The following is a 14,434-nucleotide window of genomic DNA, read 5'->3' as shown; positions in this document are numbered from 1 at the left end:
CCCTCGTCCTGTTTCATGTCCATTACGCGGTCTGGCGCGCGCCTGCGGCCCCATGGCAATGCTTGTACTTGTTGCCCGAACCGCAAGGGCACGGAGCATTGCGGCTGATTGCCATGTGGGAATAGGGGTTGTCGGTGTTTGCCCCGCCCGGCCCCGATGCGGCACGCGGGCTGCCTGCGAGCGAGCCGAAAAGTTCGGGCCGGTCTTCCGAGCCATCACCGTCATCCGAATTGTCGAGCCCGGTCAGCGGATCGATATGCCCGGTCAGGAAATCTGGAAGATCTGGCAACGCCTGCGTTTCAGGCTGGGCGATGCGCAGTTCTGACTTGAACAGCAGCTTCGTCACTTCCTCGCGCAGGGTATCGAGCATCGATTCAAACAGGCCGAACGCCTCCTGCTTGTATTCGTTGATCGGCTGCTTCTGCGCGATGCCGCGCATCCAGATCACCTGCCGCAGCGCGTCAAGCGTCGCGAGGTGTTCCTTCCAGTGATAATCGAGCTGCCGCAGCAGAATGTCCTTTTCGACCAGACGCCAAATGCTCGCATCGTTGCGCGCGATCTTGGCTTCCATCATTTCGTCGGTCTGGGTGCGCAGACGATCTTCGAAGATTTCCTGATCGACTTCGTCCTCTTCCAGCCATTCGTCGATTGGCGGGGCGAGGCCGAAGACTTCCTCGATCTTGGCCTTAAGCCCTTCGACATCCCACTGCTCCGGGTATGAGCCGGGAGGGCAGCTGGTGGCGATGATCGAATTGATCGTGTCGTGCCGCATATCGACAACGACATCGTCGACCGTTTCCGAATCCATGATCTCGGCGCGTTGTTCGTAGATGACCTTGCGCTGGTCGTTCATCACGTCGTCGTACTGAACCACCTGCTTGCGCTGATCGTAATTGCGCGCCTCGACCTTCTTCTGCGCGGTCTCGATAGCCTTTGACAGCCACTTGGACCCGATCGCCTCGCCGTCCTCAAGGTTCGAATTCATCATCTTGGCGAACAGCGTATCCGGGCCGAAAATACGCAGTAGATCATCCTCAAGGCAGAGGTAGAAGCGCGAAAGGCCAGGGTCGCCCTGACGACCGGAGCGGCCGCGCAACTGATTGTCGATCCGGCGGCTTTCATGGCGTTCGGTGCCGAGAACGAACAGGCCACCCGCTTCGATCACCTTCTGCTTTTCGGAGGCAACTTCCTCACGAATGCGGGCAATCGCCGCGTCCTTTTCGGGGCCGTCTTCCATGGCGCCCAATTCATCGTTGATCCGGAATTCGACATTGCCGCCAAGCTGGATGTCGGTGCCGCGGCCCGCCATGTTGGTGGCAATTGTAACCGCGCCAAGCCGTCCCGCCTGCGCCACGATATGGGCTTCACGTTCGTGCTGGCGCGCGTTCAGCACTTCGTGCTTCACGCCTTCCTTGTCGAGGAACTTGCTGAGAAGTTCCGATTTTTCGATCGAAACCGTGCCTACAAGGATCGGTTGGCCGCGTTCGCTGTGTTCCTTGATCGTCTTCGCGATCGCCTGGAACTTGTCCATCGTGTTCTTGTAGAACTGGTCTTCCTCGTCCACGCGCTGGACGGGCAGATTGGTCGGGATCTCGACCACACCGACCTTGTAAATATCCCAGAATTCCGCCGCTTCGGTGGCGGCTGTGCCGGTCATGCCCGAAAGCTTCGGGTACATGCGGAAATAATTCTGGAACGTGATCGAGGCCATCGTCTGGTTTTCAGGCTCGATCTTGACCCCTTCCTTGGCTTCGACCGCCTGATGCAGGCCGTTGGACCAGCGCCGCCCGTCCATCATGCGGCCGGTGAATTCGTCGATGATCACCACCTTGTCATCCTTGACGATGTAGTGGTCATCACGACGGAACATGTGGACCGCGCGCAGCGCCTGATCGAGGTGATGGACGACCTGCGTGTTCTCGATATCGTAGAGGTTGTCGGTGGCGAGCAGGCCTTTCTCCATCAGCAGCGCCTCGACCTTGTCCAGACCTTCTTCGTTCAGCTGGATGTTCTTGGTCTTCTCGTCCTTCTCGTACCAATCCTCGGGAATTTCCTTGGCGACGGCATCGAGCGCCACGTACAGGTCGGACTTGTCCTCTGTCGGACCTGAGATAATCAGCGGCGTGCGCGCTTCGTCGATCAGGATCGAGTCGACTTCATCGACGATGGCGAAATTGAACGGGCGCTGCACCATCGCGCTGCGTTCGTGCTTCATGTTGTCGCGCAGGTAATCGAAGCCAAATTCATTGTTCGTGCCATAGGTGATATCGGCGTTGTAGGCGTCGCGCTTCGACATCTCGTCCATGTTCGGCACGATCACACCCACGGTCAGGCCGAGCCAGTTGTAAAGGCGCCCCATGTCGGCGGCGTCACGCCGGGCGAGGTAATCATTGACGGTAACGACGTGAACGCCCTTGCCCTCGATCGCGTTGAGATAGACCGCGAGCGTCGCCATCAGCGTCTTGCCCTCACCGGTGCGCATTTCCGCGATTTCGCCGCGCTGGAGGACGATGCCGCCGATCAGCTGCACGTCGAAATGGCGCATTCCCAGAACGCGCTTCGACGCTTCGCGCACTGTGGCAAAGGCTTCGGGCAGGATTTCCTCAAGAGTGCTGCCATTGTCGAGCTGTTCGCGGAACTTGGCGGTCTGTGCCTTCAGCGCTTCGTCCGAAAGCGCTTCGATCATCGGCTCCAGCGCGTTGATCTTGTTGACGATCTTGCCCATCGATTTGACGTAACGATCATTGGACGAGCCGAAGACGGATTTGATGATTGTGTTGAACATGAAAGGTGAAGCCTTTGAATTCTGACTGATATGCGCGCGGCCCCGTGTGTCGGGGGCCTGCCTGGATGCAATTGTATGAAAGGGCATTCGCGCCGGACGCATCCGCGCGTTGCCGGAGATCAAATAGGTAGGGCGCTATTCCAGCGCGCGCTCACTGCCGAAGATGATCGGAGGGCGGACACGGCGCAGGACGCGCGGCAGCACGCTGTCGGACTTTGTCGGTGGACAGGCCTTGGCCGCTTCATCGACGCGACGCTCACACACGCAAACCTGCGACGACGTGGTGTCGTTTGCACGTGCGAATGCGCGCGCATCGAACACCATCGATTCAAGCGAAGATGCGCTCGCTGGCGAATGCAGCGCGGCAAACCCGCTGAACAGGGCAAACAGAGTGAGCAGATGGCGACGCATCATGATTGGCGCGAGATAGTGCATTTGTCGCAATACGTCTACCTTGCGGACGCAGTTTTGCGCCTTGTCGCCAAGGCATCACAGGAACGTTTACTCAGGCGTGCCACGCTCCTATTGCGCCGGGGATGGATCTAGACACTTCCCCCCTCGCCCGGCCCTTTCCCGAAATGCCTCCGATCGCGGGCGCTACGCTGCGCGTCGCACGGGCGCGATACAAGACATGGGACCGTTGCGACCTGACCTTTGTCGAACTGGCAGAGGGTACCAGCGTAGCAGGCGTTTTCACCAAGTCGCTATGTGCCTCGTCCGAGGTCGAACTGGGCCGAGAGGCGGTGAAGTCGGGCAGCGCAAGGGCGCTGATCGTCAATGCGGGCAATTCCAACGCCTTTACCGGATGGCGCGGACGCGACGCGGTGGAGGCAATCCAGAAGCAGGTCTCTGACACGCTCGGCTGCGCGATAACCGAAGTGTTCGTTTCCTCCACCGGTGTCATCGGTGTGCCGCTACCTATCGACAAGGCGCGAGCCGGGATCGCAGCAGCAATCGAGGCGCCCCCCTGCGGCTGGGAAGATGCCACCAACGCGATCAACACCACCGATACTTTCGCCAAGGGCGCGCACGCCTCGGCCATGATCGGTGACATCCGCGTCGAGCTTTGCGGCATCATCAAGGGATCGGGCATGATCGCCCCCGACATGGCGACCATGCTTGGCTATGTCTTTACCGACGCGAATATTGCCCCTGCCTTCCTGCAGGAACTGTTGGAACAGGCCAATGCAGCTACCTTTTCGTGCATCACCGTCGATGGCGACACATCGACCAGCGACACAGTGATGGTTTTCGCCACGGGCAAAGCGGATCATGCCCGGATCGATGGATGGGACAGCCCGGGCGCCGATGCCTTCGCCGCAGCGTTGAACGATGTGTGCCGAATGCTCGCGCAGCTGGTGGTACGCGACGGTGAAGGCGCGACGAAATTCATCACCATCCGTGTGTCCGGCGCGGCGAGCGATGACAGCGCCCGCCGTGTCGGCCTTTCGATTGCGAACTCGCCTCTCGTCAAAACCGCGATTGCGGGTGAGGACGCAAACTGGGGGCGTGTCGTAATGGCGGTCGGCAAAGCGGGTGAACCGGCCGACCGTGATCGGCTTTCGATCGCTTTCGGAGGGATCTGGACAGCGAAAAACGGCTTGCCCGTCGATGGCTATGACGAAGCGCCTGTTGCCGAGCATCTGAAGGGGCAGGAAATCGATATTACCGTCGATCTCGGCATCGGCGACGGAAAGGCGACGGTCTGGACCTGCGACCTGACCCACGGTTACATCGCCATCAATGCGGATTACCGGTCATGAGTGAACTGGGCGCGCTGGATGCGGAAATCCTCGACCTGATGCGCTTTGCGGCGCAACGCTCAATGCTGCCGCGTTTCCGCGCCCTCGCCGACAGCGAGATCGAGATGAAGGGCGAAGACGATCCCGTCACCGTGGTTGACCGCGAAGTCGAAGCCTTTCTGAGCGAAGCACTGACCAAGCTTGCACCCGGCGTCGCCGTAGTGGGCGAGGAAGCGGTCGCCGCCGACAAATCTGTGCTTGATCACCTGTCACAGCAATGCTGGATCATCGATCCTCTCGACGGGACGGCCAATTTCACCGAGGGCAAGGAGCCGTTCGGGATGATTATCGCGCTGGCCGATGCCGGAAAGGCGGTCGCCGGCTGGCTTTACGATCCCAATTCAGACCGCTTGTGCCACGCCCGCGCAGGTGAAGGAGCCTTCGTCAACGGTGAACGCATCGCTGCAAGGACTACCGGGCAGGACCGCCCTGTCACCGCGGTGAGCCGCATCTTCCTGACCCCGGAGCAATCCGCGATGGTCGATGCAAAGCTCGCCCCGCATTACACGCTGGTCGATATCCCGCGCTGCGCCGCGGAACAGTATCCCCGTCTTGCGCTGGGTGAAAACGACGTCTCGAGCTTCAAGCGCACGCTCGCATGGGATCATGCGGCGGGGGTCTTGTGGCTCAATGAGGCAGGCGGCAAGGCAGCCCGGCTAGACGGCAGCGAATACCGCGTCGACGAACAGGACAAGCCGGGCCTGGTCGGTGCTTCAAGCCCGGCTATCTGGGACGAATTCGTAGGGCGCGTTCTGGCCTGACGGCCGCGATCAAAGCTCGCCTTCGAGCCAGCCCTTGAGTTGGCTCTTGGGTGCCGCGCCAACCTTGCGCGCCACGGGTTGACCGTTCTTGAACAGCACCATCAGCGGGATCGACTGCACGCCCATTTCGGCGGGAATGCCGGTGTTTTCCATGATGTCCATCTTGGCGATCTTCACCTGACCGGCCAGTTCCTCGCTGATCTCCTCAAGCGCGGGGGCGATCATTTTGCACGGGCCGCACCAATCGGCCCAGAAATCGACCAGCACAGGCGTGTCGCTGTCCAGAACATCGGTCTTGAAGCTGTCATCGGTTACATTGACGGTTGCCATATCGGCGTCTCCTGAAGTTTGCTTACGCCCAACTTAGGCGGCTTCGCGTTTCACTCAATAGCTGCGGGGGCATAGCTTTCCTGCGCCTCTCCCAAACGATCCTTGTGCAGGTCAAGTGTAACCGCCGGGATTTCGAACAGGCTTGGCGCATGGGTGTAAAGGATTGCCGCGCGAATTGTGCGACCGGGATATATCTTCGCCAAGGCCGCGGCATAGGCTGACATCTGGCGCAGGGTTGAAACCGGGATTTCCTCGATCCGCTCGGGCGGGCGACGGGTCGTCTTGAAATCGACCACGGTGACTTCCTTTTCCGTGATCAGCAGCCTGTCTGCCGTCCCCGCGATCACGACCCCACCGACAGTGGCAGCGAGCGGCACCTCTGCCAGCGCGGACGGTGAGAATATCTCCGCAAATTCAGGCTGTTCGACAACCGCAAGCGCACTTTCGAGCATTTCCGCGCGCACCGCTTCGTCAAGGTCCCCAGCCTGCCGTTCCAGCCATGCCGTCGCCTGTTTCATCCGCTGCGAAGACGCGATTTCGGGCAGGCGTTCCAGCATGCGGTGGATCAAGGTCCCGCGCCGCGCAGCAAGCGCTGCGGCTTCGGCGGGAAGCGGCGGATCACTGCCCTGCACCTCACCTGCACTGCTCGGCGCAAGCGGGCGTGGTGGGCGAGGTTCCGGCCCAATCGGCTGCGTCAGCCACGGCGGCAGATCGGCCGTTTCCTGCCGATCCGGTTTGTCCTCTATATCCCCAGACCGGGGGAATTCGCCAATCTGGCGTCGGCCGTACCAGATCGGGTCCTCGATCCGTTCCCCGTCAAAAGCGGCTTCAAGATGCGCGTACCAGCTGTCCTCCGGGACACCGCTCTTCGCCTGTTTGGCCGTCAGCGCGCCGCCGATGAACAGCGCTTCCTCTGCCCGGGTCATGGCAACATAGAGCAAGCGCCAATGCTCCTGCAGATTGGCCGCAAGGGCCGCTTCATGGGCTTCGGCCAGTCGCCCGGCGCGCGCATCCTTGGAAACCGGCGGCACAGGCACCTTGCGCGCTTCTTCGCCAAGGGTTCCCGATGGATCATCCACCAGTTCAAGATCCGCACTCTCGCCCGGCTTGCCGGTCGCATCGGCCAGAATGACAATCGGCGCCTGCAAGCCCTTGGAACCATGAACCGTCATGACCCGCACTTGCCCAGTTGCCTCGTCGGAGTCCCGCTTGAGTTCGCCATCGCCAGCGTCGAACCATGCAATAAAGCCGGCCAGGCTGGGAATGTGGCCGCTTTGATAGGCGAAAGCCGTGTTGACCAGTTCGTCGATCGGATCGTTGGCCTCGCGCCCCAACCGCTCGACCAGCCGCTTGCGCCCCTGCCATGGCCCCGTCAGCAACCATGCGAGCAATGCCTGAGGCGTCTCGAAATCGGCCCGCGCCAGAAGTTCGCGCAGCTTCTCCACCGTTTCGATGACCTTGGCGTCGGAATGATCGCGCAGATGTTCCCACAATCGCGACTTGGGCTTCCGGGGAATGAATTGCAGAAGGTCGTCCTGAGACCAGCCGATCAAGGGTGATGAAAGCAGATTGGCAAGGCTGAGATCGTCCAGAGGCTGCGCGGCAAAGCGCAAGGCAGCCATCAGGTCTTTCACCGCCAACGGATCACCCAGCCGCAACCGGTCCACCCCTGCGACAGGCACGCCCTTGGCATAAAGCTTGGCGACGATTTCGCGCGCAAGCTCCGCACGTCTGCGAACGAGCACCATGACATCGCCCGCCTGCGCATAGCGGCGTTTGCCTTTCTCCAGCACGAAAGGCTCTGGTCCATAAATCCACTGGTGGACCTGCTTTGCGATCTTCTCGGCTAGGACCGTGTCATGCTTGGGAAGCCAGCCGCGCTCCTCTCCCTGCTGATAATCGGAATTCTCGCCGGCGTCTGGACCGCGTCCTTCGTCATCCTCTTCCTCATTGTCAGCCACAGTCACCGGGTCCCACAGCGTAACGAGTCCGCCGAGTTCCGGTGTCGAGGATTCATGAGGTTCGGGCGCCTTCTTGAGACCGAAAGCGGGAAAGCCGAGCATCTCGATCACGCGATTGACGAAATCGAGGACAACCGGCGATGTCCGGTATGACAGGCCCAGTTCCAGGTCTTTCCACGTTGGCATTCGGCGGTTCGAACGGATCGCCTCGGCGTTTGCCCTTGCCGCCAAAATCCGCGCATGCACTTTCTGCTTGGCACGCTCGAAATTGTCCGGGCTGGTCCCCTGAAATCCGAAGATCGCTTGCTTGTAATCGCCAACGGTGAAGATGGTGCGGATCTTGTCACCACGCGCGCCTTCACCGCTGAAATAGTCGTCGATCACCGCGTGAACGATATCCCATTGCGCGCTGTTGGTGTCCTGTGCCTCGTCGATCAGGACATGATCGAAACTGCGATCCAGCTTGTAACGGATCCAATCGGCGGCAGTGCTGTTCTTCAGCACCGTACCGGCCTTGCGGATCAGGTCGTCGAAATCGAGCAGTCCTTCGCGAGCCTTGGCTTCCTCCCAACGCAGGAAGAATGCCCGCCCCAGTTCAAGCGCCGGAGTGATGAAATCGCTAAGCGCGAGCAGCCTCTTGCGTGCCTCGAAATTTGCCATCGCTTCAGCCACCGCCTGTTGCCAATCCGGCAATCGCGGCTCCGCCTGTGTCGGCTTGGCCATGACACGCGGCTCGCCGTCTTTCTTGAGGATGCTGTCATAGATCGAACTGACTATTTCGGCCCTTTGCGAAACGTCGGCGACCAGCCAACGCGCAATGAAATCCGAAGCCTCACGCCCAGCCTTTGCATTCCATTCCTGCATGAGGGGCAACATTGAACGCAGATGCCCGTCAGGGAAATTGTCGGGATGAAGCAATTCCTCGGCCCAACGCTCATCCGCGTCGGAGGGGATGCCGATCAGGCGGTTTACCCTCGCTTGCATCGGAGGCTGCCAAGCGTCGTGCCCTTCCCATAGGTCGGCAGCACCCGCACAGCGCATGAGCCAGCCGAGCAGCGCGTTCGGCCCTTTCTCAAGCGAATACTTGCGAACCGCACCAAGCAGGGCTTCATCCCCATTAGCCTCGGCCTCTTCCAGCATTTCGGCAAGAACATCGCGGGCCAGCATCTCCCGGTCGCGATCTTCCATCGGTCTTGCGCCTGGCAGCAGGCCCGCCTCCTCTGGAAAACGCGACAGCAGCCATTGCGAGAAGGCGTGAATGGTATCGATCCGCAGGCCCCCGCCGGGACAATCGATAACGCTGGCAAACAGGGTGCGTGCATGCGCCATGGTCGCCGCGGATTGATCGGCACCAAGGTTGCCGAGATCCTTGAACAACGCGGTCTCTTCCAGCCGGACCCAGCGCGCCAGCACCTCGTTGATCCTTGTGGCCATTTCCGCAGCCCCGGCCTTGGTAAAGGTAAGGCACAGGATTTGCGACGGATCGACACCGGGGGTCAGCAACAGGCGCAACACCCGCGCCGAAAGAACCTGAGTCTTGCCTGTGCCGGCCGAGGCGGAAAGCCAGACGTTATCTTCCGGATTGGCGGCGGCCAGCTGCTTGTCCTTTAGCGGGAAGACCTTGGCGCTCATGACTGGCCCTCAGCGCCGCCTGTCATACGGACGATCCATTCCTCAAGCCGCATCAACTGGTCGTAATCCGAATAGCCAGGGTATTCGGGGTTCTCCTTCGCCATGAAGGGCGCGCTGCCGAGCAGATACCGGTCAATCGCACGCGCGAGGAACTCCTCATGCTTGGGCAGGAATTCCTCAGGAGGGAGGCCGCTTTGCCTATTAGTCCTCTTGATCGGATCAACCACCTTGCCAAACCGGCCGTCCTTGCGTGCGAATGTCCAATACTCGAAAACCACCGGCTCTCCGGAAATGGGCCGATCATCGAAGGTGAATTCGCCATCGCGCGCGATCAGGCCAAGCACACCCATTTGCAGCGCAAACCCTTTTTCGACCTGTTTGCCGCTGCGCACGTTGCCGGTCTTGTAGTCGACAATCGCCAGCGTCCCGTCTGCCAAACGGTCAATCCTGTCGGCGCGTCCATGCACTTTTATGCCGCGAACAGACATGACCCCCTTGGCTTCCGCAGCGATCACGACGCGGCCTTCGGCGGCTTTTTCCTCGATCATCTCTGCAAAATGTTCGAGCGCGGCGATCAGCCTCGGTTGCCACAGCCCTTTGAACAGCGGATGGACCTGATTCTCGGCAAATTTCCTGGCGGCAAAGGGACCAATCGCGAGATCAGGCTCGATCATGCGCCGCTTGTGCCATTCCTCCAGAATACCATGCACCAGCGTCCCACGCAGAGCCGGATCGGCAAAGGGATCGGCGGCAAGCGGCTCTAGTTTGCTCAGGCCAAGGATTTGCTGGGCGTAGAACTGATAAGGATCGCCCAGCAACCGATCGAGCGCGGTGGCGCTGATGCTTACCTTGCGTTGATCCGCAGTCGGGCTTGGCATCGGGCGGGGATAATCTTCCGCCCGCTCCGTTTCGCGATCAAGCGCCGCGATAAGACCCGGCATGCGCTTTTCGCGGTGCTCGTCCTCAAGCTCGCCCAGCAGGGCCTCGACCCGCAACAGGAACCGCGACGGCAGCGTCGGCCCGTCGGCATCGCGCAAGGCGCGGCTAAGCACGACCTGGGGAGCGCCCAGTGCCCCGGCGAGATCGTGCGCGGCCAGACCTATTCTGAACTCGGAGGCCGGAACGCCCATCGCCCGCAACACTCCGGGAGCAAGCAAAGCATCGCCGCCGGGTGTTTGCGGCCAACTTCCTTCGTTCAGCGCGCCGCAGATAACCAGATCAGCGCGGGCCATGCGTGATTCCAGCAGACCATAAATCGCGACGCGAGGATGCCCGCCATAAGGTGGCCGCACCGCGATTTCCTCCATCGCATCATGCAGCACCGGCGCCAGGTCCCTCGGCGCAATCGCGGTATCAAGCAGCCGCGCATTCAGCCGCAGATCTTCGACCATCGCGGCAAGCGCACGCCCATCCTCGCGCGACCAGATCGCATCGCCCGCCAGATCCTCGGCGGCCTTGACGAGGCGATCCAGTGCCTCGGCCAATCGGATATCGGCTTCGCCCGGCAGCAAGGGAGCAACGATTGCCTCGACCTCTTCCCACCACTCCGCAACCCCGGCTAGGCGCGCGATATCACGCAGGGGACCGAGCCCGTATGCGGGGCTGGGACCGCGCAATTCGCGGTCAAAACGGCGCAGGCCGGAAAGCCAGCCGCGGCGCAAATCGGGATCAGGTGATCGCACCAGGGGATGCGCAAGAGCCGCGATCAATTCCGCCGGTTTCGGCCCATGGGAAGCAAGCTCCGCCAGCAGGCCGAGCAACCGCCCTGCCGGTGTTACCGAAAGCGCGCGTCCTGCGGAATCATCGGCAACGATGTTCCAACGCGCCAAATGCTGCGTCACCCGCCGTGCTAGGGAACGGTCCGCAGTCACCACCGCTATCCGCTTTTCTGGCTTTTCCAGCGCCTCGCGCACCAACAGCGCGATGGCTTGCGCCTCTTCTTCCGCCGTTGCGCTCGTCATCAGGCGCACGCCGTTGAGGCGGCGGTCTTTCGCTTCCAGATCAATCCACGTCCGGCTGGCTTGCGGAGGCAGGAACAGCGAGCTGATGGCTCTGCTGCGCGCTGGTTCGGACGCGGTCATGCCCTTGCGGTGCCAGGGCAGCACCTCGCCGCGGGCAACACCCATGCGCTCCAGCAGCAGCTTGAGATGATATTGCGGGTGGGTCAGCGCGTCGTTCCGGCCAAACACCTCCCCGCCCGGCTCGGGAGTAGCGCCCGCGCGCCCAAGTTCGGCCCATGCCTCGTCGCTGAGAGAAAGATCGAGGTCGGGCAGGATCACCGCGCTATCCGGCAGATTGGCAACCGTGCGCAGCATCCGGGCAAGCGCCGGGGATGCGCTCGTCACACCGGCTGCGACAATCGGGGTTGAAGGCGGGTTTTCACGCCATCTGCGCGCCGCCCGGTCAAACAGCATGTTGCGCCTGGTGGCGGCATCGACAGCGCCCAGTTCGTCCAGACGGGCGCGCCAACGCTCCTGCACCCGCGCGAACAGCCTCAGCGAGTCGATCCAGTGCTGTGAAAGGTCGCCCAGCATGTCAAGCACTCCGGGCTTCAGGAGATCCTCGGGCTCCTTTCCTTCGACCAGCAACCGGTCCATCGTCCGCGCAAGGTCACGGGCCAGCCGCAATCGTGCCGCCCCCGGCAAGGGGCGCTCCTTTTGTTCTGCTTGCTCCTGCGCGATCAGCCGTTCCAGTTCGAACCAACGCCGTGTCGGATCAACCGCGGGCGGAATGTCATCCGCACCCAAGGGATCGAGCAGCACGCCGAGCGATTCGTCCAGATCGAGATCGCCCACCGTCACCATGCGCGGCATCAGCATCCCGTCGCGACCGGTTTCGCCACTGTGCCGCACAAATGCTTCGGAAATGGTCCGCGCGGCGCGGCTGCTGGGGACCAGCAAGGTCAGCCGAGCCAGCCCTACATCAGGTTGCGAGTAGCGCGGCACGATCCCGGCCACCAGCGCATCGGCAAAGCCGCGGTGGGCGGCGATGGAATAGACTTTGGGTTTCTGCCCTTCACCCACGCTTCAGCGCATCCTCGGTCGGGCCGATTGCCTGCGGGGTTCCGACTTCGAACCACTGGCCGGTGAAGGAAACGCCATATAGACGCCCCTCCTCGATGGCGCGATCCCACAGTATGTTGGTCGAAAACTTGCCCTCTGGCGCGTCACGCAGAAGCCGCTGGGAAATCAGCTGGATTCCGGTGAAGATGAATGGCGCGATCCTTCCCGGCGTCCTGCGCGAAAGCTTGCCATGCGGGTCCATGTAGAAATCGCCCGGACCGTTGAAATTGGCCGCGCGCGCATGGCTGACCACCAGCAGCAGCGCATCCATCCGTTCGGGATCCCAACGCTTTGACAGATCGCTGAAGGCGTTACGGGGGCCGTCCAACCAGATGTTGTCGGCATTGAGGCAAAAGAATGTTTCGGGAAGGTGCTCACGCGCCTTGATCAGACCGCCGCCCGTTTCCAGCAACTCCGCGCGTTCGTCGGAGATAATCACCTTGGGCGCGGCGCGGGCCATCAGATGCGCTTCAAGCGAGTCGGCAAGGTAATGGACATTGACGACAGCCCGCGTGACGCCCGCATCAGCAAGCCGATCAAGCGCATGATCGATCAGCGGCTTGCCCGCGACGCGCACCATCGGCTTGGGCTGGCTGGCCGTGAGCGGTCGCATCCGTTTGCCCATCCCCGCGGCCATCACCATCGCGGTATCGCTGGCAAGCGTGCTCATGCGATGGTTCCTCCGCCAGTCTGGCGCAGTTCCGCCGGGATATTGGCGTCAAACCACGCCGCCACAGGAGCCAGCGCGGGATAGGCCAGATCATCTTCGAGCAAGCGCCACACACGCGGGATCATCGACAGATACTTCGGCTTGCCGTCGCGTTTGTGTAGTCGGGTAAAAATACCGACAATCTTGGCGTTCCGCTGAGCACCCAGCGTGGCGTAATCGCCGATGAAATGTTCGTCGAACCGACCCGCCTGTTCGCGATAATGCTCCAGCATCAGGTCGGCAAAACCAGGATCGACGTCGCGGCGCGCATCCTGCAACAGCGACACCAGGTCATAGGCCGGATGGCCGACCAGCGCGTCCTGAAAATCGATCAGCCCCTGTGGTGCAGTGGCCACGCCGCCCAGCAGCATGATGTTTTCGGCATGGTAATCACGCAGCACCGTCACTCCGGGCGATTGACGCGCCTCAAGCGGGGCCAGCACTTTGCGCCATGCGGCCTCGAAACCGGCCTCATCCACGGTAAGGCCCACCGCCGGAGTGTACCATTCTATGAACAGCCGTGCCTCGCGCAGGTAAGTCTCCATGTCGTAAGGCGCGAACGGCCCCGGTGGCTGCCGATGCAATTCGACAAGGGCATCGATTGCCGCGGTATAGGCCGTTTCTTCCTGTGCCGGGTTCACGTCCAGCCAGTCGCGCATCCGGTCATTGCCGAAATCCTCGGTCAGCACCCAGCCCAGTGCGGGATCGGCGGCGAGAATCTCCGGCGCGCGCATTCCGCAATCATTCAGCCACGCGGCGACCTTGAGGAAAGGCTCCGGGTCTTCGTGCGGCGGCGGCGCATGCATCAGCATCGCCGTCTCATCCGAAGCACGGCGCAGGCGAAAGTAGCGACGGAACGAGGCATCACCGGGGATCGGATCGATATCCGCATCGCCCCAGCCTGCCTGCGCAACGAATTCGGTAAGACCCGCAGGGATTTCGATCATGGCAACCGCACTAGCCAATCTCGCCCCGGTTTCACAATTGCAATCCGTCCCTGTTCCGCAACTTCGAGCGCAATCGTGAGGCAGGCGGGTTCATGGTCAAATCCGCCCGCATGATCGGGCCATTCCGCCAGCAAGGCGGCACCGTCGCGATAATCGTCGAGGCCAAGCTCCTCGACCTCCGCCGGATCGTCGAGCCGATAGAAATCGGCATGCACCACGGGCAGCCGCAATGGCGGCGCGTCATAAGTTTCGATGATGGTGAAGGTAGGCGAAGGGACCTCGCCTTCATGCCCCAGAGCTGCAAGGATAGCGCGTGACAGGGTTGTCTTCCCTGCCCCCAGACCGCCTTCGAGAGCGACGACATCGCCCGGTTGCAAGCGCTCCGCAATGCGGCTGCCGAATGCGTCCATTGCGGCAAGATCAGGCAGTTGATGGCGCACGTGTT

The 14,434-nt window shown here is 61.6% G+C and carries 10 protein-coding genes; 2 read left to right on the top strand and 8 right to left on the bottom strand.

The window, feature by feature from the left end:
* Positions 1-22 precede the first annotated feature (22 nt).
* Entirely contained in the window at positions 23-2,785 is a 2,763-nt protein-coding gene (gene secA, locus AABA34_RS09425) for a preprotein translocase subunit SecA (protein WP_338302407.1), read from the bottom strand.
* 135 nt (positions 2,786-2,920) lie between these two features.
* Entirely contained in the window at positions 2,921-3,229 is a 309-nt protein-coding gene (locus AABA34_RS09420; RefSeq protein ID WP_338302406.1) for a hypothetical protein, read from the bottom strand.
* A 92-nt stretch (positions 3,230-3,321) separates the two neighbouring features.
* On the opposite strand from AABA34_RS09420, the gene argJ reads away from it, so the two are divergent.
* Positions 3,322-4,548, top strand: coding sequence for a bifunctional glutamate N-acetyltransferase/amino-acid acetyltransferase ArgJ (gene argJ, locus AABA34_RS09415; RefSeq protein WP_338302405.1), 1,227 nt, complete (start codon positions 3,322-3,324; stop codon positions 4,546-4,548).
* Positions 4,545-5,348, top strand: a complete 804-nt coding sequence (locus tag AABA34_RS09410) for an inositol monophosphatase family protein (protein ID WP_338302404.1) — start codon at positions 4,545-4,547, stop codon at positions 5,346-5,348. The genes argJ and AABA34_RS09410 overlap by 4 nt, the downstream gene beginning before the upstream one ends.
* Positions 5,349-5,357: 9 nt before the next feature.
* Here AABA34_RS09410 and trxA read toward each other — a convergent pair whose 3' ends face one another.
* Genes trxA through tsaE form a run of 6 tightly spaced genes read right to left on the bottom strand, consistent with a single transcriptional unit; the run spans position 5,358 to position 14,429 of the window.
* Complete coding sequence (trxA, locus tag AABA34_RS09405) at positions 5,358-5,678, bottom strand: thioredoxin (RefSeq protein WP_034953771.1); 321 nt, start codon at positions 5,676-5,678, stop codon at positions 5,358-5,360.
* Between the two features lie 50 nt (positions 5,679-5,728).
* On the bottom strand, positions 5,729-9,271 hold the full coding sequence (addA, locus tag AABA34_RS09400; protein ID WP_338302403.1) for a double-strand break repair helicase AddA: 3,543 nt from the start codon (positions 9,269-9,271) through the stop codon (positions 5,729-5,731).
* Positions 9,268-12,294, bottom strand: coding sequence for a PD-(D/E)XK nuclease family protein (locus AABA34_RS09395; protein WP_338302402.1), 3,027 nt, complete (start codon positions 12,292-12,294; stop codon positions 9,268-9,270). Before AABA34_RS09395 ends, addA begins: the two co-directional genes overlap by 4 nt.
* Entirely contained in the window at positions 12,287-13,003 is a 717-nt protein-coding gene (locus AABA34_RS09390) for a nucleotidyltransferase family protein (RefSeq protein WP_338302401.1), read from the bottom strand. Before AABA34_RS09390 ends, AABA34_RS09395 begins: the two co-directional genes overlap by 8 nt.
* The gene (locus AABA34_RS09385) at positions 13,000-13,989 is read right to left on the bottom strand and encodes an aminoglycoside phosphotransferase family protein (protein ID WP_338302400.1); all 990 of its coding nucleotides are present in this window, start codon (positions 13,987-13,989) and stop codon (positions 13,000-13,002) included. Before AABA34_RS09385 ends, AABA34_RS09390 begins: the two co-directional genes overlap by 4 nt.
* The gene (gene tsaE, locus AABA34_RS09380; protein ID WP_338304723.1) at positions 13,986-14,429 is read right to left on the bottom strand and encodes a tRNA (adenosine(37)-N6)-threonylcarbamoyltransferase complex ATPase subunit type 1 TsaE; all 444 of its coding nucleotides are present in this window, start codon (positions 14,427-14,429) and stop codon (positions 13,986-13,988) included. Before tsaE ends, AABA34_RS09385 begins: the two co-directional genes overlap by 4 nt.
* Positions 14,430-14,434 lie beyond the last annotated feature (5 nt).

Source organism: Erythrobacter sp. Dej080120_24, from assembly GCF_036322605.1.
Taxonomy (GTDB): Bacteria; Pseudomonadota; Alphaproteobacteria; order Sphingomonadales; family Sphingomonadaceae; genus Erythrobacter; species Erythrobacter aurantius.
The sequence above is the reverse complement of the archived record's forward strand: the minus strand, read 5'-3'. Positions and strand labels throughout refer to the sequence as shown.